A 22802-nucleotide genomic window follows, 5' to 3' on the forward strand; every position below is an offset into this window, starting at 1 on the left:
TTAAACCCTTAAAAACAAAGCCTTTTTCAATTTAGTTAAACGTTTAACCTAATTTTATTTAGGCAATCGATTACGCAAATGTAATTAATTTAATTTTAAACTACCCAAAATTTAATAAATTCCTTAAAAAAAAGAATTATTTTCAGGAGTATTCAAGAAAGTCTATTAAAATTAAAGCAATATTGATAAGTAGCTAAATTAATAGCAAACCACTTTAATAAATAATATTTAATTTATTGATTAGTAATTATTGAAGCAAAAAAAACCTGCTAGAAAAAATGCTAGCAGGTTTTTTGAAGAAGCTTTTTACAAATTAGCTTTTTAATTTATAGTAATTTATTCCTAAAGAATCCCACTCTTTTTGCTTCTTACTTAAAGCAATTTTAAAGCTATCAAAATCTTTATTCTCTTGGGTCGTCCATCCTACTTCGGCATAGGCTGCAATTCTAGGGAACGTTTGATACTCCACATCATCGTTAGTTGGTGTCCATTCACTCCACATCTGACAACCAAGTCCATAAATATTTTCATGGTACTTTTCATCCAAACCTTCAGGAATCGGATTAAAATTATAGGCTTTTTCTACTGGTATTCCTTTATACTTATAATCTAAATACGTAAACTTATGCCAAGAATTTACAATGCCATAGCCTTTACTTGCCGCTTCGGTTAGCAAATTAATATCACCTTTCCAGAAATGTACAATCACATTTTTAGCTAGTTCAGTTTCTGCTTCTTTATCGTCTTTCTTCTCTTCGAAATCGAAGTGTAGTTTTTTACCCATAATTTCGTTCCAGCCCATCATTCTTCTTCCATGTTTTTGCATAAACTGAGAAATATTGTTCACAAAATGAATTTGTAAATCGGCAGGTGTAGGAATATTATTCTCCTTCATATATTTTTGAACATGTGGCGCAGTCTCCCAAACTTCATAAGGCACTTCATCTCCTCCAATATGAATAACTTCCGAAGGAAACAACTCAAATATTTCTAACAATACATCTTTTACAAACTGAATAACCTCAGGCTTGGTAACATCATAATTATCGTAATGACGCCCGAATTTTACAGGCACATCTATATCTTCTCCTTTAGTTCCTAACCATGTATACGAGGCAATGGCCGCACTTGAATGCCCAGGCATTTCAAACTCCGGCACAATTGTAATATTCCTATCGGCAGCGTAAGCCACTATATCTTTTATTTGCTCTTGAGTATAAAACCCACCATGTGGCTCACCCGAAGTTTTTCCACTTTTCCATGTGCCTATTTCAGAATCTTTTCTGAAAGCCCCTACCTCGGTAAGTAGTGGGTATTTTTTTATTTCAAGTCTCCAACCGGCATCATCAACCAAATGCCAATGTAAAATATTCATTTTCATCGAAGCCATTTGATCCAGCATTTGTTTTACAAATTCTTCACCATGAAAATATCTTGAATCATCTAACATATAGGCACGCCATTTAAAACGCGGACTATCATTTATTTCTACAGAAGGAATTAACCATTTAACAGTATTTTTTTCTGCATATAATTCCTCAGCCAATAATTGGTTGATGGTTTGTACAGCATAAAATGCCCCTGATTTGCTACCAGAAGTAATTGTAATTTGCTTAGGTGTAACAACTAATTTGTAAGCCTCTGATTTTAAATTTTTATCTGTTTTAAAAACAATTTCAGCACGACTACTCTCTGTCAATTCTAATTCGTATCCCGTCTTTTTCTGCCATCCATCTTTTAAAATTTCTGCAGCCGCCTTTTGATCATCATTCTCGTAGGCAATATCAATGCCATCTTCAATTGCGAATGACTCTATCCCTAGTGTTAATTCGGTGGGTTTTGGTAATAACGAAATTTCTGAAGCTGTAAACGTTTTATTTTTTTCAGAACAGCTAAAAACTGAAAAAAGCATAAGACACAGTAAGTATCGGGTAATCAGTAACATAATTGTTTTGGTTTTAATATTAAGATGTGTTCGAACACAAACATACATATTTTTAAACAATCTACGTCTTTGAAATTAGTCCTTTTTACATGAGAAAAAGCAAACAAAATGATTGGATTCTTTTAAAATTACAGTCTTACATTTCTAATTCATTAGTAATCATATTTTAAGACTAAATCATTCAAAAATCAATTAAATTAAGATTTAAAATATCTTTCTCAATAATCTTATTAACGCCAAAGCCTTAACATATTTTGATGACAAAACAGATGATACAACATGTGTTGGAAAATTAGCTACTTCTTTGATTGCATGCCCAGATTGCTTTAACTTTTCCATTGCTATTTGACGCTCAAGTGAATGCACTTTTAAATCGTAACGTATTTGTTCTATATTGTTATATTTAGGACTCATCGTTTTCTGAATTAAAAAAATTGTTTGATAATTTACCTATCACATTATTGTCTATGCTTTTTCGAAATACATAAATTAAAATCATCAAGAACATTAAACTTGCTCCTATTATGAGACAGGCTAACGGCAAACTATTAAGTACATTACCTAAAGCTAAAGCGCCAGAAACAGCAAAAAAAGACAAACCTAAAAAGCCAAGTCCTGCAATAATTAAAAACTTAACTAACAGACTTATAGTTAAAGACAACTGTTCAAAAACCTTTAGTTTAATAAACTTTTCGGTAGATTTTAAATAATCATCCCCATACTGTAAAGCCTCCTGAGATTTTTCATTTAACACATCTAAAATCCTCATATTATTTTTGATACTTTTTATTTTTAGCTTTTAAATCGGCTAACTTTTTTTCCAGCGAAGTAATTACATCCTCTGCCTTATAGCTTGTGTTAGACATTAAGTGCTCCAGCTCTTCTTCTAACGAGGCTCGCTTTTGTTTTACTGCGTTCGAAATGTTTTCTCCAGTGTGTTCTATATTATCTGAAACACTATCTTTTAAGTTTTGAGCTTCATCGGCAATCTTTTTTCTCGTAACTGTACCTTTATCGGGAGCAAATAAAATCCCTATTACAGTACCAATAGCTGTTCCGGCCAATAGACCTAAAATGGTTCTACTATCTTTTCCCATATTTTATGTTATTTAAAATTATCATTTACATAAAATTAGGAAAATTTAAGCAGGTAATCCTTTATATTGCTGAATTGTTTTTTTAATTCTTACCAAATTAACCAAGAAAAGATTGCTGCAAGCGGAGTTATAAAAATAAAAAAAGCTCCTCAAATTATTGAGAAGCTTGTCCTTTGTTGTGCGGGCGGGGAGACTCGAACTCCCACACCTCGCGGCACTAGATCCTAAGTCTAGCGTGTCTACCAATTCCACCACGCCCGCAAAGGGATTGCAAATATAAACAAGATTTTGAAATTGCAAACGCCCAACCCAAAAAAAACACACTTTTTTTTATACTTTTGACCCAAAATATCCATAACCCAATGAATAACAACACATCTTATATAGAGAAAAATAAAGACCGATTTCTATCAGAGCTAATAGAATTACTAAAAATACCTTCGATAAGTGCAGATTCTGCTTATAAAAATGATGTTTTAAAAACTGCCGAAGCCGTTAAAGACCATCTTAAAAACGCAGGTTGTGATACTGTAGAAATTTGTCCAACCAAAGGATATCCTATTGTTTATGGCGAAAAAATAATTGATAAAAACTTACCTACTGTTCTCGTTTACGGACATTACGATGTACAACCCGCTGATCCACTGGAACTGTGGGACTCTGCTCCTTTCGAACCTGTAATTAAAAAAACAGAATTGCATCCCGAAGGTGCTATTTTTGCACGTGGCGCCTGCGACGATAAAGGACAAATGTACATGCATGTTAAGGCTCTTGAGTTTATGACATCGACTAACCAATTGCCTTGTAACGTAAAATTTATGATTGAAGGTGAAGAGGAAGTAGGTAGTGTTAACCTAACAGATTTTGTTAAAGAAAACCGTGAAAAACTTAGCAACGATGTTATTCTTATTTCCGATACGGGTATGATTGCTAAGGACATACCATCTATTACAACAGGATTACGCGGACTAAGCTACGTGGAAGTAGAAGTTACAGGACCGAACCGCGATTTACATTCCGGATTGTACGGCGGCGCTGTAGCCAACCCGATTAATGTGCTAACTAAAATGATTGCCTCGCTACAAGACGAAAATAATCACATTACCATTCCGGGGTTTTACGATAATGTTGAAGAACTTTCTAAAGAGGAGCGTGCGGAAATGGCCAAAGCCCCCTTCAATTTAGAGGATTATAAAAAAGCATTGAATATAGAAGATGTTTACGGCGAAACAGGATATACCACTAACGAACGAAATTCCATTCGTCCAACACTAGACGTAAATGGCATCTGGGGAGGCTACACAGGCGAAGGCGCAAAAACTGTAATTGCCAGTAAAGCTTATGCAAAAATTTCAATGCGTTTAGTTCCAAATCAGGATTGGCAAAACATTACCCAACTTTTTAAAACACATTTTGAAAGTATCGCTCCAAAAGGGGTTAAAGTAAAAGTAACTCCTCACCACGGCGGGCAAGGTTATGTTACCCCAATCGATAGTATTGGCTATCAGGCTGCGGCAAAAGCTTACAATGATACCTTTGGCAAACAACCAATTCCGCAGCGCAGTGGCGGAAGCATTCCTATTGTCGCCTTATTTGAAGAGGAACTAAAAAGTAAAATCATATTAATGGGCTTCGGTTTAGATAGCGACGCCATCCACTCGCCTAACGAGCATTTTGGAGTTTTTAATTACTTAAAAGGGATTGAAACTATCCCGTTATTTTATAAGTATTTTACTGAATTATCTAAGTAATATTCAGGGTGTTCCCAAAGGCACTTGAAAACAAGTGTCTTTGGGCGCGCTTTACGCTATATCTTTTTTTGTTTATAAAAGCAAAAAAAGGATGCCGCTTCAATCGCTAACACATATTCTCGGTAATGAAAAACCAGCACACTAACCACCTCATTCAACTTACGCTTGCTACCTTTTTTATAAGTACTTCGGGGGCTTTAGGTCGCTTTATAGATTTACCCATTCCGATTACCATCTGGTGGCGCTGTATCCTGGCTGGTGCAGCATTACTAGCTTTTAACATATATAAAAAATACAACCTAAAAATAACCTCAACATCTGACAAAGGGACGATTGTTGTAACCGGAATACTTCTGGGTGCGCATTGGATTACTTATTTTTTAGCATTACAATTATCTAATGTAGCATTGGGTATGTTATCGCTATTTACCTTCCCAGTTTTAACAGCATTTTTAGAACCCCTTTTAATCAAAACCAAATTCGACCCATTTTATATCATTCTCGGTATTTTGGTCCTTTTAGGCATATACATTTTAGCCCCCGAATTTAATTTAGAAAGTTCGCAAGTTAAAGGTGTCTTATTTGGATTATTATCGGCAGTGTTTTATAGTTTAAGAAATATTTTGACTAAAAAACTAACGACCAAATACAATGGCTCTAGCGTTATGTTTTACCAATCATTAGTAGTGTCTTTAACGCTAACTCCAACCTTGTTTTATTTTGATAGCGCCGGGCTTCAATCGCAATTCCCTTACATAATATTTTTAGGGCTTGTTACCACCACCCTGGGACACACTTTACTGGTAAACAGCTTGAAACACTTTACAGTTAGTACAGCTAGTATTATTAACAGTGTACAACCTATATTCGGAATTATTATTGCTTTCTTCTTTTTAAATGAAATACCTACATTAAATACTTTTTTAGGAGGCTCACTTATTTTGGCAACTGTTATTATAGAAAGTATACGTTCCAGAAACAACTAATATACAATATTAAAAAACCATATAATTTAACATAAAAACCTTAATTTTAGCAACTATTACTAATACTTATTGCATATATTAAAGTTAAATATCTTAATAGCATATTTTAACATAAATGAGCACACAAGCCAACGAAATTTTAATTTTTAAATCTTTCAAAAAAGGGGATGATTTAGCCTTTGAATATTTTTTCAATAAATATTATGGAAACATTGTTGGGTTTTGTATGCAATTTATTTATGACGAAGAGGAATCAAAAAATATAACACAAGAGGCCTTCCTAAACCTTTGGATTAACAGGTCGAAAATTAACCTACCTACAGGTATTAATTCTTTTTTATATACTTATGCTAAAAGCAAATGTTTAAACCTTTTACGGAGTAAAAAAATTAGAGAAAAATACAAAAACGAAACTTTAAACAAACGTGAATCGCTCTTAAATCAAGAAGTTTTAAATTCCTTTGATTTTGATAGTATGGATTTTTCTGAGCTCGAGCAAATCATTCATGAATCGATTGAAAATTTACCTAAAAAGACAAAAGAAATTTTTATCAAGAAACGATTTGAGAATAAAAAAAACAAAGAAATTGCCCACGAATTAGACGTTAGTTTAAAAACTGTAGAGTCTCACATGACGAAAGCTTTAAAAGCTCTAAAAACAAACTTATCTCCCTATTTCCCAAGTGTTTTAATTTCTATAATTCTTTCCAATTAAGAAAATCAAAAAAAAACGTAGGGTTTTTAAAAACATAAGTGTACAAACTATAAGAGCTTCATTTTTTTTGTGGCTTTTATAACTAACTACTAACACTTAACAATGAAAAAAACTACCACAATAAGGTCTTTGTCTCCGAATTTTGGCAATCGCCTTATCACCTTATCTATTGGTTCTATTTTTTTTATTTTTGGTATACTAAAGTTTTTACCTGAATTCAGTCCTGCCGAGGACATAGCTAAAAGCACCATAAATGTTTTGTTGTTGGGGCTTATTCCAGAGAATATATCGTATCAGTTACTCGCGATCTGGGAATCTTCTATAGGTGTATTATTTATCCTTAATTACAAACCTAAGTTAGCTATTTTTTTAGCTCTCATCCATTTATCGTTAACATTTTCCACCTTTTTCATATTCCCCGAACTTGTATTTAACAGCACGCCCTTTTCTTTTACGTTATTGGGCCAATACATAATAAAAAATATTATCATTTTAAGTGTGCTTGTTAGCCTTTTACTAAACAAACAATACGTTAACAATGACTAGTTTAATATACAAATACCTAAATAATAAAGCTTCAGAAGAAGAAATAACTCAATTATTTGATTGGATTGACAGTTCTTCTGACCATAAAAAGCAGTTTATAGCAATTAAATCCGCCTGGGTGTTAACCGCGGGTTCTAATTATAGAAAGGAAGAAGCCTACAAAATAATTAAGCAAAATAAACTTAAGGAAAAATCCCGATTTAGAAATTACTGGAAGTACGCTGCAATATTAGTCATAGCACTCGTAACTGGTAACGCTATTTTAAATTCTCCAAAAGAAAAACTAAACAACGATATTACTATTGAACTTAGTAATGGTGAAGTAAAACAAATTAAGTACAGTAAAAATAATACGTTCATAAAGGAAGATGGCATTATCATAGGTAAACAAAACGAAAATGAAATTATTTTCAACAATGATACAAATACAAAAGAATTAAAATATAACACTATTAAAATCCCTTATGGTAAAACATTTAAAATAATTTTATCAGACAGCAGTATTGTTCACCTTAACGCAGGTACAACCTTCAAATTTCCTGAAAAATTTATTGCTTCTCGAAATAGAGACGTTTATTTAACGGGGGAAGCCTTCTTTGAAGTTACTAAAAACAAAGAAAGTCCATTTATAGTGCATTCAGAAAATGTTAATATTGAAGTGTTAGGCACAAAATTCAATCTTAGCACATATTCAGACGATAATTATTCGCATAGCGAGCTATTAGAAGGCTCTGTTAAAATTTCCTCATCCAGCAATTCTAACATTTACAAAATACTAGAACCAAATCAACAGGCTGTTTGGAACAAGAAAACAAACCAATTCTCTTTAAAAACAGTAAAAACCTCGGATTATATCGCATGGTTAAACGATGAAATTATTTTCAACAATATGCCTTTTAGTTCATTAAGCAAAAAACTTGAACGGGCCTATAACATAAATATAATTAACGAAAACACTTCGTTAGCGAATCAGGATTTTACAGGTACCATTAACGTTAAAGAATCTAGTGTAGAAAGTTTGTTTGCTTTACTACAACTGGATACACCTTTTGAATATATAATAGACAAAAACACAATAAGAATTAAAGACTAACTGATATATAATTTTGAAACTAATGACAATCAAACTAAAACAAATACACCTTACCAAATGGTTGTTTTTATTGAGCATTTATTTGTTTAGCTGTTTAAGTTTTTCGCAAAACAAAACGGTTACACTCAATGTTTCTAAAAAACCTTTAAGTACAATAATTCAATCTATTGAACAACAAACCGGATATAGATTTATCTACAACTCCAACAAAATTGATGTATCAAAAACATACAGTGTAAATGTTACCAAAACACCCCTTATCGATGTGCTTAATTCTTTATTTAAAGATGAAGATATAGCCTATGCTATAAATAGCAATCAGGTTTTATTAACCGATAAAAAGAATAAACCCACGGTTAATAACAGCCGATTAATTAAAGGAAAAGTACTAACTAACTCCGACAACTTCCCACTAGCTGGCGCTACAGTATTAATTAAGGGGAAAAGTATTGGTGCTGTAACAGATATAGACGGAAACTTTGTTTATACAATTAAAGGAGACGACATAGAAAGCATGGAGCTTGAAGCATCTTATCTCGGCATGAAATCTCAATCCTTATTAATAGGAAACAAAACTGAATTCATTTTTAAACTTGAAGAAGATATTAGCCAACTAACCGAAGTGGTTATTACCTCTTCATATGGCACAGAAAAACTTCGTGAAGAAGTTGTAGGCAGCATCAGTACATTATATGCAAAAGACATCGCTGTAGAGCAAGCTTCAGAGAGTATTGATAAAATGATTGAAGGACAAATTGCAGGTGTCTTGGTAGAAAATACTTCAGGAGTTGGAGGTCCTGTAAAAATAAATATTCGAGGTCAGGGTAGTTTAACCCCTCTCGGAAATTCAATTTTAGGAACATCAACCCAACCGTTAATTATTATAGATGGCGTAATAATGGCCGAAGAAGTTGGTATTGATAGCGATTTTTTTGATGGAAGCGGAACCTTCTCTGAAAATTTATCAAACCCTCTGGCTCAAATTGCCCCTGAAACCATAGAGAGTATTAACGTTTTAAAAGATGCTGCTGCCGTTAGTATTTACGGTGCCGATGGTGCCAACGGTGTTATTATCATTACTACAAAAAAAGGAAAATCAGGGCGTACTAAATTTGGTTTCACTTCCCAATTAGGGGTTTCTAATGCTATTAACCAAATTAAATATTTAAATGGTAAACAATACAGCGACTTAAGAAATGAATATTTAAAAAATACTGGAGGTACACCTAGTGGTTATAACGGTATAGATACCGATTGGTTTGATTTATTAAATGGCACAGGTATTTACAACAAATACGGAATTAATGTTTCTGGAGGGAATGATAAATTAACTTTTCGTACTAATTTAAGTTATTTAAAAATAGATGAACCTCAATTAGGAAACAATACCAACCAATTAAATTTGGGTGTAAATTTAGGCTACAACCTCAATAAACTTAGTATTTCAGCATCGTTAAATCCAAGTTTTATTAAAAAAGAAGCGCCAAACATTTATTATAATTATGCTTTTGCCCCAACCCTCCCTGTTTACGATGAAACTGGAAATTATGCCTTAACAGGTGTTATTGGTTTAGGAAACCCTTTAGCTGCGATTGAACAAAATAGAAATATAGCCAACAGTTATGGTTTAATTGGAAGTATCAATGCCAAGTACCAATTAAGTGATGTATTTACCTTTACAACCCTATTTGGTTTAGACTATAAAGACAAAGAACAAGATCGCTATTTTTCTGGCGCAAACGAAAGTGGCAGACCTAGTGGAAACTTCATATTAAATGGAGAATCCTACAAAAGATGGGGACGTAGAGTCATTAATAAACGTAACAGTTCAAAGTGGAATTGGAACGGTCAATTGTCCTTTCAAAAAAACTTTAACGAAGCACATAATTTAGACGGCATTTTAGGTTTTGAAATTTCTGAAGAAAAAGCAAATTTTGACTACGCATCTGGCGCAGGGTTTGTAAATCCTAATATTGTAAACGCCGTTACAGATGCTATTCAAGATGACGACCCAGAAACAGAGGATGACGACACCCTTAATTTACAAACTTATCGTGATGATATAAATTATAATTCCAGAGTATCCTTATTCTCCCAAATTAATTACAACTATAAAAAACGCTATTTTGTATTAGGAAACATTAGACGTGACCAAAGTTCTGTATTTGGATCGGATACCGATGTAGCCTATAATGGCGGACTAGGTGTTGCTTGGATTTTAACCAACGAAAACTTTTTAAACTCGAATAATTGGTTAGATTTTTTAAAACTAAAAGTAAGTTACGGTACCTCAGGAAATTCAAGAATAGGGTCGTATAGGTCTAAAGGATTATATGCTACCAACGAAAATGGATATAATGGTTTAGATTACGCCAATACCTCAACACCAACCAACCCGAATCTGGGGTGGGAAAGAAACACAAAATTTGATACAGGTTTAGAAGCCACCATTTTCAAAAACGTTACCCTTAATCTAAACTATTTTTACGATGCAATAAGCGATTTAATTACCAGTAGAGACTTACCCTCTGAAACCGGCTATAATTCCATGCAAATGAATGCAGCAAACATGTACAACAAGGGTATAGAGTTTTCTACTAATATTAAATGGTTTAATAAAGCCTTTAAATGGCGTACCTCATTTAATATTGCCACCTTAAAAAACAAAGTTACGCATTTAGAAGGCTTGGGTGATGACTTCTCACTTGCTCAACAAGCCTTAGCCCAAAAAATTGGGTACAGCACCTCAATTATCTGGGGATTAAATTATGCTGGAATAGACCCTGCAACAGGACGTGAACTTGTTGAAGTAAATAACCAAATTTATGATGCCGCAATGTACAACAGTCTATTTTCTGCTTCAGATTGGGTTCCTATTGGCGACCGCCAATCTGACGTGTACGGAGGGTTTAGTAATACTTTTTCATATAAAGGTCTTAATCTAAGTATTAGAGGCTCTTACCAGCTTGGGGGAAGCTTTTTAGTTGAAGACGAATTAATTTCACAATACCGAATTTCATCAAATAGAAATATGTCGGTTAACGCCTACGATTATTGGAGAGAACCAGGCGATATAGCTACCCAACCTCTAGTAACAAATAACAATCCTTTATTGCCTAATTCAAGTAAGTTTCTTTACGATGCTTCGTATTTAAAAATTTCTAATATCAACTTAAATTATAATGTCCCTGTAAATGACATTACTTTTTTAGACACGCTTAATCTCTTTGCAGATATCTCGAATGTACTGTATTGGTATAAAGAGAAAAGTCCTGAAGGATTAAATGGAATTCGTGAATTCCGCTTTAAATACCCACAGGCAAGAACAATTTCTCTTGGTATTAACGCTAAATTTTAAACTTATGAAACAACTAAAATATATATTTTTAAATGGTCTTGTTCTAATTATTGTATTTAGCACCTGCGGATGCAGCGATTTTTTAGAACAAGAGCCAGGAGCACAAGTATCTATTAACGAACAATTATCCAGCAAAGCAGGAGTTCAAGAAGCTTTAACTGGTATTTACAAAGACATCGAAGGACTTGTTCGTTCGGCCAATTTTGGCCTATATGCCGATTACCAAGGTGGAAACCTTACTTTTACGCCTAGCCAGGCAAATAGCATTAAGGGAGAAATCTCTACTCCAAATCAAATAGAAAACACCTACAACTTTCAGGATCAGTCTAATAATAGCGATTTTAGTTCTTTCTACAATAATAGCTACGATATTATTAATCAGGTAAATTTAATATTAGAATTTATCAATGAAGTTCCAGATGCTTCTCAAACCGAAAAAAATCAGATAATTGCCGAAGCACTGAGTATTCGTGGTTACACACATTTTCTGTTAAGTTTAATTTATTGTCAAAATTACGACTTCACCAACGATGCCAGCCATTTAGGTATTGTTTACAATACTAAAACCCTTACGAATGGAGAAATAAACTACCCTAGCAGAGAAACGCTTTCAAACACCTATAAATTTATTGAAACCGATTTACTAGAGGCCATTGAATTATATACTCCAGAGAATGCATTAGGCAAAGGTCCTGCAACCTCATACTTTACCGAGTATGCCACAAAAGCTTTACTTGCCAGAGTATATTTATATAAAAACGATTGGGATAATGCTTTTAAAATGGCTAATGATGTTATTAGCAATTCAGGTAAAATACTAACCCCGAAAAGCGAATATATCTCTGAATGGAAAGAACCCAATGCGCCACTCTCCGAAATGCTACTTGAATTTTCGCCACCAAGAGACAACGAAGATGACGTTTCTGCAGGAATGTACCAATATTACGGATATTTTTATGATGCGAAAGAAAACACATTACAGTACAGCAGATATGTTAGTTCACAAGATTTATTAAACCTTTTTGAACCAGATGATTTACGGATTCAACTTTTTCAAAGTTTCGATATTGAAACCTTTAGCGGCATGGTTAATGGAGAAAGAGATTATGATGATTTACCATACTATTTTACTAACAAATATCAAGATAATGCTGGCTATATAGCTTTTAGACTAAGTGAAATGTACCTAATTCGCGCAGAAGCTTATTTAAACAATGAAAAATTTGAAGAAGCTAAAAACGATATAAACACCATTAGATCCAGAGCAAATGCTTCCTTGTTAGAAAACACTAATAATCTCGAAGATGCAATTTTATTAGAGCGAAGAAAAGAACTTTGTTTTGAAGGTCACTTGTTTTTCGATTTAAGAAGAAACCACAAAGATATTATTAGAAATCAAGGCTGCTACTCAACGGTGTGTAATTTAAGTTACCCATCTCCAAAACTCATTTTACCAATACCGTTAAACAACCTAAACCTAAACTCAAATTTAAAACAAAATGAATCGTACTAAATATTTAATATTATGTGTTTTAGGGCTAATAAGCTTTTTGGGCTGCTCTACAGACGAAAATGATAAAATTATTGCTGTAAATCCTTATGTAAGGTTTAACTTTTTGGTAAACAGTAACAACAGCCCCTTAGAATACCCTGCCGTCTCAGGAAATTTAATTCCAAAAGACCAACATACGGTTACATCATTAAAAACTTTAAAAATTCCTGTGGCCCTTTCAACTTTAAATATAAACGAACAGGTTAACGTAACTTTTAGCCATTCTTTAAATGCAAACAACACAGTATTATCTGTAACACCAGCAAACAACACGCTAACCTTTAATGCCAATAAATTAACCGATACTATTTACGTTAATTTTAATGAAAGAATTATCAACAACGAAACAATAACATTCAATTTAGAAAGTGTTTCAGAACCTTCCATACACATCGGAAATTTTAATTCTGAATTTAAAAACGACTCTTTTTCAATAGATTTTGCCGAAATTATTACAGAATATAGACTTGAAAATAACAGAGAAGTAATTACTGGTGAAGCAGGTGAAACTATAGATTTTAAAGTTTTATTCTCCAACGGATTTATTCAATCTGAAATAGAGAGCACACCTATTTTTGAATTTCTTAACGGCTTTAAATATTCTATAGAACCTATTGAATACGATTCTAACAAAGCATATATCTCTTATAGAGTTACACTGAACGAGTCAATTAACAATGATGATGTCTATTACGAATCTTTAATTTCGTTAGTGGAGACCGAACTTTATGCACTAAATGGCACCAGCAAGTTACAAATTGTAAAACCTATAAAAACTGATAGAAATGTTGATGCAAATCCTGCTGCTAATTTTTACGATCTATCAGATCCTTTCTACAGAACTTATGGTGAAGTCTGGAATGATTTTAACGACGATGGTATTTGTCAGTGGTCCAGTTTTAATGCTTTCACATACCCAATTGTAGTTGAATCTACAGATCCCAATGCTATTTTATACGACGATATGGGCACTACCGATCCTTCAGACGATATTTACCATCATGCGTTTCAAATTGGATTTAATAGCCCTAATGCCGGTAGGACAACCAACTCATTTAATTTGAAACGATGGTTTGGAAATGAATCTTCAGATTTCTTAAACTCTCCAGGTTTTAACATAAGTCCTGCTTTAGAGTTTTATCCTGAAAATGGAGAAAGTAAAACCAAAGGAAACGTTTTAATTATTCCTCAATACCTAACTATTGGAAGTCGAGATGGTGTAAGTTACGAATTTGCAATCTCAGGAAATGGAACTTACGAGCAAATAGCGACAGGTTTATTTGAAATCGTTCTACAATTAAACCTAACCAATCAAGATTTACTAGGCGGTACGGTTACTGCTGAATATCGAATATACAACAACAATTCTTACACCGATCCAGAAAATATAACTACCACAAACTGTTTAAAAGAATATGAATTATAACATGAAAACCAAACTTTTATCATTAGCTGTTCTAATTATTCTTTCTGCCTGTAAATCTGAAAGTAAACAGGACGATAAATACACAAATATTACCCATTTAAAAGCCATTTATTCCAGTGGAGATCAAAGCAAATGGCCTGAACCAAACCTTGATAGTTTAATCGAAAAATCTAAATTTCAAGATATTGGGGCTTTACCAAAAGTTACATTTCCCGAAAACAACCCCTACTCGAAAGAAAAAGAAAAATTGGGTAAGACATTGTTTTTCGACCCTCGTCTTTCTGTTAGCGGACAAATTGCATGTGCTTCATGTCATAATCCGGAATTAGCTTGGACTGATAATTCAACACGAGCATTTGGTCATGACAGACAAACAGGCGCCAGAAACTCTATGACCATATTAAACTCCGGATTTGCTCATGAATTATTCTGGGATGGTCGCGCTTCCAGCCTAGAAGACCAAGCGCAATTTCCTATAAAAGATCCGGTAGAAATGAATGAAAATCTAGGGATAGCCGTCGATAAAATTGCACAAATTGAAGGCTACAAACCCTTATTTAAAGAAGCTTTTGGCAATGATTCTATTTCACTAAAACGTATACAATTCGCTATTGCTACTTTTGAACGTACAGTAAATAGTTATAAAACCCGTTTCGACAAATTTGTTGAAGGCGATTCAACAAAACTAACTAATCAGGAAGTTTTAGGGCTTCATTTGTTTAGAACAAAGGCGCGATGCATTAACTGCCACAACACACCATATTTTAGCGATAATCAATTCCATAACGATGGGCAAACGTTATTCGGAACAAAACATGAAGATTTTGGTCGCTATAATGTAACAAAAAACATAGAAGATATAGGTAAATTTAGAACACCGACATTACGTGAAGTTAACAGAACCGGCCCTTGGATGCACCATGGGCATTTCCCAAGTTTGCTGGATGTCGTTGAATTGTACAACTTAGGTAACCCGGCTCCTATTCAAAAAAAATATCTTGGAACACCGCGCGATTCGTTAATTCCAACAACCTCGCCAATACTGCAAAGACTTGATTTAAATAAAACAGAAATAGAAGCCTTAATCGCTTTTATGCAAACATTAAGTTCTTCTCGCGGAAGAATAATTATACCAGAACTACCTTAATTAATTAATAAACTCTCAAAAATTTTAAAATTATGAAAACAAAACTACTAACAATTTTCAGCATTATAATCTCAATGACTATAAACGCTCAAATAACACTAATAAAAGAAATTAATGATAGTGGATCTTCAAGCTCAAGCCCCAACAACTTATTCGTATATAATGGAAAAATATACTTTGGGGCCGATGATTCGAACGGTTCAAATACACCTGGTGGCTTAGATTTAGGTCGAGAACTTTGGGTTACAGACGGAACTGAAACTGGAACTACTTTTGTAAAGGATTTGAGATCTGGATCAAGCTCATCTTCGCCCGGAAATTTTTTCTCTCTAAACGGCACTATGTATTTCAGTGCTAATTCAGGTGCGGGAAACGTATTATTTGAATCTGATGGTTCTGAAACTGGGACGAACGCTACAGGAGGAGGCTTTGTATTTAACCCGACTGAGCTTAATGGAATTATATACTATGTTAACACACTAGACGGAAATAGCCTATATGAATTCGATGGTTCAAATCAAACTAAATCTGCAAATTTAGGTAGTGGTATTGAAGCTATTGTTGGTGCTACTTTTACAGTATTCAACAACAAATTATTTCTATACATGGACTATTCTGTTGATGAGCCAAATATTGGAAGAGAATTATATCAATATGACCCAAGTACAGATATGTTTACGTTAGTTAAAGATATTGATGGAGCTAGTACAGATTCTAGTATTAGTAATTTCACAGTTTTGGGCAACGAATTATATTTTGAAGCCTTAGGTAATGTATGGAAAACAGATGGAACAACTGCTAATACAATTGCAGTATCTGCAGCTTCTTCGGTAACTAATGTATCAAGCTTTTTCGCTTGGAACGGAGACTTATATTTTGAAGGTGACGCTGGCGCTGGAGATCAATTATATAAATATTCACCTTCAACCAATACTTTATCTAACGTAAGTCAAATTACCGGTGGTACAAATGGAACAAGCGATAATGATCATGACCCTTCTGATTATGCTGCAATTGGAAATTATCTATACTATGCAGGAGAGGTTGCCAATGAAACAACACAATATTTATTTAGAACCGATGGTACTACAACCGCTAGAGTTAGTAGTTCTATAGTTGATATTGATGAACTGGTAGTTTTAAATGGTAAACTGTATTTTGAAGGTGATAATGGAACAACTGGAAATGAACTTTACAGCCTAGACCCAACAACCCTTTCAACAAATAAAGCTGAAGCTGAAATAATAAGTGTTTACCCAAACCCAACTTCAAATTTCATTAAAGTTTCAAAAAATCTTATCAATGCAAATTATAGCATTTTAGACCTATCAGGAAAAACATTAAAACAAGGTAAAATAGATTCTGACACCATTAATTTTAATTTAACAAGTGGCATGTATTTATTTAAAATTGAAACGGAATTGAGTTCTGTAACGAAAAAGATTGTTGTGAAATAATTTCAAGTATTTCCAGAAAACAAAAAGACTGCTAAAAGGCAGTCTTTTTTAGTTTTAACAAGGTTACTTATAGAACTAATATGGTCTTGTGATATATGCGCTAGAAAACCTTTAATTGTATCTAAAAGTATTTATTGAAAAACAAATTACAACATTCTACATTTGTAGAATCAAATAATTTAATCTACATTTGTAGAGCAAACTCTAAGCATGTAGAACATGAAACTAACAAAAACTGAAGAAGAATTAATGAATTACTTATGGAAACTTGAGAAAGCTTTCATGAAGGATATATTAGATATTTATCCTGAGCCTAAACCAGCCACAACAACCATTGCCACCTTGTTAAAACGGATGGCAGACAAAGGCTTTATAGCTTATAAACTTTACGGAAAGTCTAGAGAGTATTATCCGTTGGTTAAAAAGAAAGACTATTTTTCTAAACATGTAAACGCCCTTATTAAAAACTTTTTTAATGATAGCGCCTCGCAGTTTGCCTCCTTTTTCACAAAGGAAACTAATCTTAGCAAAAAAGAATTAGAAGAGTTAAAAGCTTTAATAGACAGCGAAATCAAAAAGAAATAATATGTGGTTACTTATCTTTAAATCCAGCGTTTGTCTTACCGTATTTCTCACATTTTACAAGTTGTTTTTAGAAAACACAAGTGCTCATACTTTTAAACGTTTCTATCTTATTGTTGTAATATTACTTTCTATAGGCATTCCGTTTATAACCTATACAGAATACATAGAAATCCCCGCTATTGAGCCTTTAGAAAGCCACAGTAATTTCATTTACACTAAAGCACAAGAAACATCTAATTCAACAAATTATACGCCCATTATTCTATGGAGTGTTTACGCTTTAGGAGTTCTTATATTTTGTTTACGATTTTTAAATAGCTTATTCAACCTATACAAGAAAATTAAAACCAACATAAAACATAAAGATAAAAGCTTCATTCATGTTTTATTAAACGATTATACTCCACCACATACCTTTTTCAATTTTATATTTTTTAATAAAACGAAATATGAATTGAATGAAGTCCCAAAGGAGGTTATAATACACGAACAAACACATGCCAAACAAAAGCATAGTATAGATATTTTATTTATAGAAATATTACAAATAGCATTCTGGTTTAACCCTTTGGTATACATCATAAAAAAAGCGATTAAGTTAAATCATGAATTTTTGGCAGATCAAGCCGTTATAAAACACGGCTCATCCCTGTCAACTTATCAAAATACGTTGTTAGCATTCTCATCAAATGCATCATATTCAACTTTGGCAAATGCCATAAATTATTCATTAATTAAAAAACGATTTACAGTTATGAACACAAAAACATCAAAAAAAACTATCTGGCTTAAAAACTTATTGATTTTTCCCATTTTGGCAATTCTCATTTTTAGCTTTAGCAGTAAAGTTATAGTCGAAAAAACTACTAATTCTCAATTTACAGAACAAACGACAGATACAGATAAAATAACATTACATATAGACAGGAACAGGATTATTAGTATCAACGATAAAATTGTACTTCTTGAAAATCTTTCAAGTAAACTTGAGACAATTAAAAAACATAAGAGTTCTAATCCTTTAGTTTATATTCAAGCAGAAGGAACACTATCAAACACCTATCTCTATAAACTTAAAAAAGAAGTAGAAAAGGCAAACCTTTTTATCAAAGAAGTTAAAGCCAATTATATAACGCTTAATGAAACTGACAAATACGGGAATTCGTTTAAAGGCATAATATTTACAGCGGATTCTTTACATTTTACCAAAAAAAAAGGAGAAATAATCCAAGGGATTTCAATCCCTAAAAAAACAACAACTAAAAGAAAAGCAGAATCATATTACAAGATTAAAAACGACGAACAAAATAGCTTAAAACAAGGAATTCTTAACATCCTTATAACCGAAGAAAATAATATACTCATAAACTATTTCAGTATTAACCCAGATTCATTAAATGACATTTTATTAAACTTAATGAATGCCTTAACAGAAGAAGAAAAAGAACAATTAATTGTTAACCTAAACACTTTTAAAAACACGCCTAAAGAAACTATTAATCAAGTAACAAAAACCTTAAGAGATAACAATATTGTAAAAATTAATTATCAATTAGCAACTAAACAAGGGGTTTCTGATGAAGAGTTAAAAAACTACAATAGCTTAGCTAAAAAAATTAATGACAATCCCGAAGGTATCTTCAAACTAAAAGACATTAAAAAAATTACTGAACTTTATTCAAAAATGACTGATGAGCAAAAAATTGACTCACAACCATATCCTATAAAAAGCCCAAATACAGATTCAAAAATAGCTAAACAAGCCTCTAAAGTAATTGGACTCTCATTGTCCAAAGAAATTAAACAGTAAATAAACACTCGAAAACACAACTTAGACTTATAAGAATCAATATCTTATAAGTCTTTTTTTATTCAAAAATGTAACAAAAACCGAGTTTTAACGTTCTAATAACCAATCATCAATCAAAAAATCGATTAGTATGTTAAAGCAATTTTTTATTATCTGCTCGGGTGCAGACACCAATATTTTAAACGACTGCTCTAAGGGCGAACAAAACAAATATGCTGGCATAGGTGCTACTGTATTCTTTACAGCCTTAATGGCTTTTATTGCGGCAAGTTATGCATTATTTACCGTTTTCGACAATGCCTTTATCGCTGTAGGTTTCGGGTTTATTTGGGGTTTACTCATTTTTAATCTGGATCGCTACATTGTATCGACCCTAAAAAAAACAGGCCATTTTGCCGATGAAATGATTCAAGCTACACCCCGAATTATTCTTGCTGTTATTATTGCCGTTGTTATTTCGAAACCATTAGAATTAAAGATTTTTGAGAAAGAAATTGACCGTGTTTTACTGGAACAAAAAAATGAATATACCCTCGCAAATAAGAATCAAATAGCCGAACAGTTTACCCCACAAATTGAAACTTTACGACAAACTATAACCGAACTGCAAAATGAAATTGCAACAAAAGAAGCTGAAGTTAACGCGCTTTACAACACTTACATTTCGGAAGCCGAAGGAACAGCAGGGACAAAATTATTGGGCAAAGGTCCTGTTTACAAAGAAAAGCGTGACAAACATGATGCCGCTTTAGAGGAATTACAACAACTAAAACAAAACAACCAGGATAAAATAAATATTATTGAAAGCGAGATTTCAAAACTTCAAAGTGATTATAACAATCAGGTTACCTCGTCGCAACCTATTATTAATGATTTTGATGGACTCATGGCTCGTGTGAATGCATTATCAAAATTACCTTGGCTCCCTTCATTTTTTATATTCTTACTTTTTTTAGCCATTGAAACCTCTCCTATTTTTGCAAAACTACTATCACCAAAAAGCGCCTACGATTTTAGATTAGAAAACGAGGAAACGGCCATCAAAACAAATGTGCTTCAAAATAAAAATCAGAGAGAGGCTCTATTAAAAACCGAATTTGCCATAAACGATCGAGTATATAAAGATATAGAAACCGAAGACGAGCTATATAATTATAAACGTAAAAAAGCCCGGGAACTATTACAATTACAGGCTGATACTTTTTTTAATCATCAAAAGAATATATTATAAGTAGCACGATTATTAAATGGAGTTTGTGTATTTTTACATCATTCCCTAAGAATACACAACTTAATTTATCATGAAGCAATTTATTCTTTTTCTTGTTTTATCTTTCACCCTTAACACCTTTGCTCAATCTAGTACTGAAGATGATATAAAAGAGATACAGTCGGTTTTAAAAGCACAGCGCTTGGCCTGGTCTAAAAATAACATCGATGAATACATGGAAGGTTACTGGAAAAGTGATTCCCTTAAATTTTATGGTAGCAATGGAATAACTTACGGTTGGGAGAACACCTTAAAACGTTATAAAAAGGCCTACCCTAGTAAAGACCATACAGGAAAACTTAGTTTTAAAATAAATGACATTTCTAAAATTAATGACGGCGCTTATTTTGTTCTGGGCGAATTTCATTTGAAACGAAATGTAGGCAACGCCAGTGGTTTTTTTATGTTAGTTTTTAAGAAAATTAACGGAGCGTGGAAAATTATTGCAGATACCTCAGCATAGTCTACACACTAAGTTTTCTTAACGTATTTAGTAATTATCACGATTTGTTGCCCATCAACTTTTCCCTCAATATACTCAGCATTATCTCGATCTAATCGAATGTTCCTAACCGCTGTACCCTGTTTGGCAACCATACTCGAGCCTTTCACTTTTAAATCTTTTACCAATACTACCGAATCGCCATTATCCAGAATAACACCATTTACGTCACGATGAATAATCTTATCACTGTCATCTTTATCTTCTCCTGTAGCACGAGCTAAGGAGAGTGCATCGTCATCTAAATACATCATATCCAGCAAATCCTTTGGCCAACCTTCATGTCGTAATCGCTGTAACATACGCCATGATAAAATTTGTACTGCTACAAACTCGCTCCACATACTATCATTTAAGCATCTCCAATGGTTAACATCCATTTCGGCATTACCCTCAACCTGCTCCAAACAAGTACTACAAATTAGCAAACTATTGTCTACATTTTCATTTAATGATGGTGGTAATGTATATTGTGTTAACCCTTCATCAGACTTACACAATTCGCAAGTGTTGTGGCTTCTATCTTTTAATGTTTGAAGTATGCTCATGGTTTGTATTTTAGATTGCAATAATACGCTTAAATTAAGGTTACAGCAAACTATAAAAAGAAAAAGGCATCTTAAAAAGACACCTCTTTCCCACTAATTAAGCTACCTATTTTGATAACTCTGCTACTAATTTATATACCGCATCCCCATGTTCTGGAGTGAAATATTTTCCCATTTTCTTTCCGCGCGCTACACGATCGCTTTCATTAGGCCATTTTTTCTCAGCTAAATCAGAAAAGCTATCGAACATTTTATCCAAATCGGCCAACGACTCTAGAAAATAGCCTTCTACTATTTCGGTAGAATCACTTCCCCAGGCATGTCTATTAGGATAATATCCTTTAATTAATTTATTATCTTTTATAAACACCTCAAAGTTTTCATCCATTAAAGACTTTAGCTCAGCCTCATCATATTCGGATGGAAAAGCCCAGTGCGTGGTACGTAAATAAAGAATTAAATCGTCGTCATTACCTTCTGGAACAATTTTAGCGTTAGGCAACGTATAATAAATTTCATCAGAATGCATAGGCGAATAATAAGCACGCTGCTTTTTCATAAAAGCTTTTCTTTCTGCCTCGTCGGGCCATGCAGCCTCAGCTAATTCCTCGTCTTTATCCGCGGCTTTAGCTATATCCTCCCAAGTTTTATATACACTCACAAAAAGTATATCACTATTACTCGGTGTCATTTGATGTAAATAAACAGAGAACCCCATTCGGTGCTCATTCTTTTTAGTAACTTTTTCCAGATATTCCTTTTCTACAGATTTCCAGGTATCCATATCGAAGTCTTCATAATTCATATTCCAATGTGCTTTTGTAACAGATATGTACATTGGCCTTTCGCCTTGTGCTAAGAGGTTAGTCGCATATAACGTGAATAGCAAAGTTAGCATTGCTGCAAATAATTGATTGGTTGTTTTCATAATTGAAATTAATTAAGGTTAGTATAATTAGTTAAACTTTAATACTATTTTATTAATTGGGGCAATTGAAAACTTGGGGAGCAAAA

20 protein-coding genes and 1 tRNA gene are annotated in these 22802 nt (G+C 33.2%); 14 read left to right on the plus strand and 7 right to left on the minus strand.

From position 1 onward, the window contains the following. Positions 1–313: 313 nt before the first annotated feature. The 5 genes from ICJ83_RS01780 to ICJ83_RS01800 form a co-directional block, all read right to left on the minus strand. On the minus strand, positions 314–1945 hold the full coding sequence (locus ICJ83_RS01780) for a beta-N-acetylhexosaminidase (RefSeq protein ID WP_188228638.1): 1632 nt from the start codon (positions 1943–1945) through the stop codon (positions 314–316). Between the two features lie 204 nt (positions 1946–2149). Continuing rightward, positions 2150–2359 carry a hypothetical protein gene (locus ICJ83_RS01785; RefSeq protein ID WP_188228639.1) on the minus strand — a complete coding sequence of 70 codons (210 nt, stop codon included), beginning with the start codon at positions 2357–2359 and terminating at the stop codon, positions 2150–2152. Next, positions 2349–2714 (minus strand): hypothetical protein, encoded by a 366-nt coding sequence (locus tag ICJ83_RS01790; RefSeq protein WP_188228640.1) that lies wholly within the window; start codon positions 2712–2714, stop codon positions 2349–2351. Before ICJ83_RS01790 ends, ICJ83_RS01785 begins: the two co-directional genes overlap by 11 nt. Position 2715: 1 nt before the next feature. Continuing rightward, positions 2716–3042 carry a YtxH domain-containing protein gene (locus ICJ83_RS01795; RefSeq protein ID WP_188228641.1) on the minus strand — a complete coding sequence of 109 codons (327 nt, stop codon included), beginning with the start codon at positions 3040–3042 and terminating at the stop codon, positions 2716–2718. 179 nt (positions 3043–3221) lie between these two features. Continuing rightward, positions 3222–3303, minus strand: a tRNA-Leu gene (locus tag ICJ83_RS01800). A gap of 101 nt (positions 3304–3404) precedes the next feature. On the opposite strand from ICJ83_RS01800, the gene ICJ83_RS01805 reads away from it, so the two are divergent. From ICJ83_RS01805 to ICJ83_RS01870, 14 genes are all read left to right on the plus strand, one after another. Then, complete coding sequence (locus tag ICJ83_RS01805; RefSeq protein ID WP_188228642.1) at positions 3405–4793, plus strand: dipeptidase; 1389 nt, start codon at positions 3405–3407, stop codon at positions 4791–4793. A gap of 125 nt (positions 4794–4918) precedes the next feature. Next, a complete protein-coding gene (locus ICJ83_RS01810) occupies positions 4919–5779 on the plus strand; it encodes a DMT family transporter (protein ID WP_188228643.1) in 861 nt (286 codons plus the stop codon). A 115-nt stretch (positions 5780–5894) separates the two neighbouring features. Next, positions 5895–6494, plus strand: a complete 600-nt coding sequence (locus ICJ83_RS01815) for an RNA polymerase sigma-70 factor (RefSeq protein ID WP_188228644.1) — start codon at positions 5895–5897, stop codon at positions 6492–6494. Between the two features lie 102 nt (positions 6495–6596). After that, positions 6597–7040 (plus strand): doxx family protein, encoded by a 444-nt coding sequence (locus tag ICJ83_RS01820; protein WP_188228645.1) that lies wholly within the window; start codon positions 6597–6599, stop codon positions 7038–7040. Beyond that, positions 7033–8133, plus strand: a complete 1101-nt coding sequence (locus ICJ83_RS01825; protein WP_188228646.1) for a FecR family protein — start codon at positions 7033–7035, stop codon at positions 8131–8133. Before ICJ83_RS01820 ends, ICJ83_RS01825 begins: the two co-directional genes overlap by 8 nt. A 22-nt stretch (positions 8134–8155) precedes the next feature. Continuing rightward, on the plus strand, positions 8156–11491 hold the full coding sequence (locus ICJ83_RS01830) for a SusC/RagA family TonB-linked outer membrane protein (protein ID WP_188228647.1): 3336 nt from the start codon (positions 8156–8158) through the stop codon (positions 11489–11491). A gap of 4 nt (positions 11492–11495) precedes the next feature. Then, on the plus strand, positions 11496–13004 hold the full coding sequence (locus ICJ83_RS01835) for a RagB/SusD family nutrient uptake outer membrane protein (RefSeq protein ID WP_223154565.1): 1509 nt from the start codon (positions 11496–11498) through the stop codon (positions 13002–13004). Then, a complete protein-coding gene (locus tag ICJ83_RS01840) occupies positions 12991–14469 on the plus strand; it encodes a hypothetical protein (RefSeq protein WP_188228649.1) in 1479 nt (492 codons plus the stop codon). Before ICJ83_RS01835 ends, ICJ83_RS01840 begins: the two co-directional genes overlap by 14 nt. 1 nt (position 14470) lies before the next feature. Continuing rightward, positions 14471–15616 carry a cytochrome-c peroxidase gene (locus tag ICJ83_RS01845; RefSeq protein WP_188228650.1) on the plus strand — a complete coding sequence of 382 codons (1146 nt, stop codon included), beginning with the start codon at positions 14471–14473 and terminating at the stop codon, positions 15614–15616. 32 nt (positions 15617–15648) lie between these two features. Continuing rightward, complete coding sequence (locus tag ICJ83_RS01850) at positions 15649–17073, plus strand: T9SS type A sorting domain-containing protein (protein WP_188228651.1); 1425 nt, start codon at positions 15649–15651, stop codon at positions 17071–17073. 219 nt (positions 17074–17292) lie between these two features. After that, complete coding sequence (locus tag ICJ83_RS01855; RefSeq protein ID WP_188228652.1) at positions 17293–17658, plus strand: BlaI/MecI/CopY family transcriptional regulator; 366 nt, start codon at positions 17293–17295, stop codon at positions 17656–17658. A 1-nt stretch (position 17659) separates the two neighbouring features. Then, positions 17660–19468, plus strand: coding sequence for a M56 family metallopeptidase (locus tag ICJ83_RS01860; RefSeq protein WP_188228653.1), 1809 nt, complete (start codon positions 17660–17662; stop codon positions 19466–19468). A 130-nt stretch (positions 19469–19598) separates the two neighbouring features. Next, on the plus strand, positions 19599–20699 hold the full coding sequence (locus ICJ83_RS01865) for a DUF4407 domain-containing protein (protein WP_188228654.1): 1101 nt from the start codon (positions 19599–19601) through the stop codon (positions 20697–20699). 70 nt (positions 20700–20769) lie between these two features. Beyond that, positions 20770–21201, plus strand: coding sequence for a YybH family protein (locus tag ICJ83_RS01870; protein WP_188228655.1), 432 nt, complete (start codon positions 20770–20772; stop codon positions 21199–21201). Positions 21202–21209: 8 nt separating this feature from the next. On the opposite strand, the gene ICJ83_RS01875 is transcribed toward ICJ83_RS01870, so the two are convergent. Both ICJ83_RS01875 and ICJ83_RS01880 read right to left on the minus strand, forming a co-directional pair. Continuing rightward, positions 21210–21788: a PhnA domain-containing protein gene (locus ICJ83_RS01875; RefSeq protein ID WP_188228656.1), complete on the minus strand. Its 579-nt coding sequence runs from the start codon at positions 21786–21788 to the stop codon at positions 21210–21212. A gap of 106 nt (positions 21789–21894) precedes the next feature. Next, the gene (locus ICJ83_RS01880) at positions 21895–22716 is read right to left on the minus strand and encodes a hypothetical protein (protein ID WP_188228657.1); all 822 of its coding nucleotides are present in this window, start codon (positions 22714–22716) and stop codon (positions 21895–21897) included. Positions 22717–22802 lie beyond the last annotated feature (86 nt).

The sequence above is a fragment of the Aestuariibaculum sediminum genome (assembly GCF_014596945.1).
In the GTDB taxonomy this organism is placed as follows: domain Bacteria; phylum Bacteroidota; class Bacteroidia; order Flavobacteriales; family Flavobacteriaceae; genus Aestuariibaculum; species Aestuariibaculum sediminum.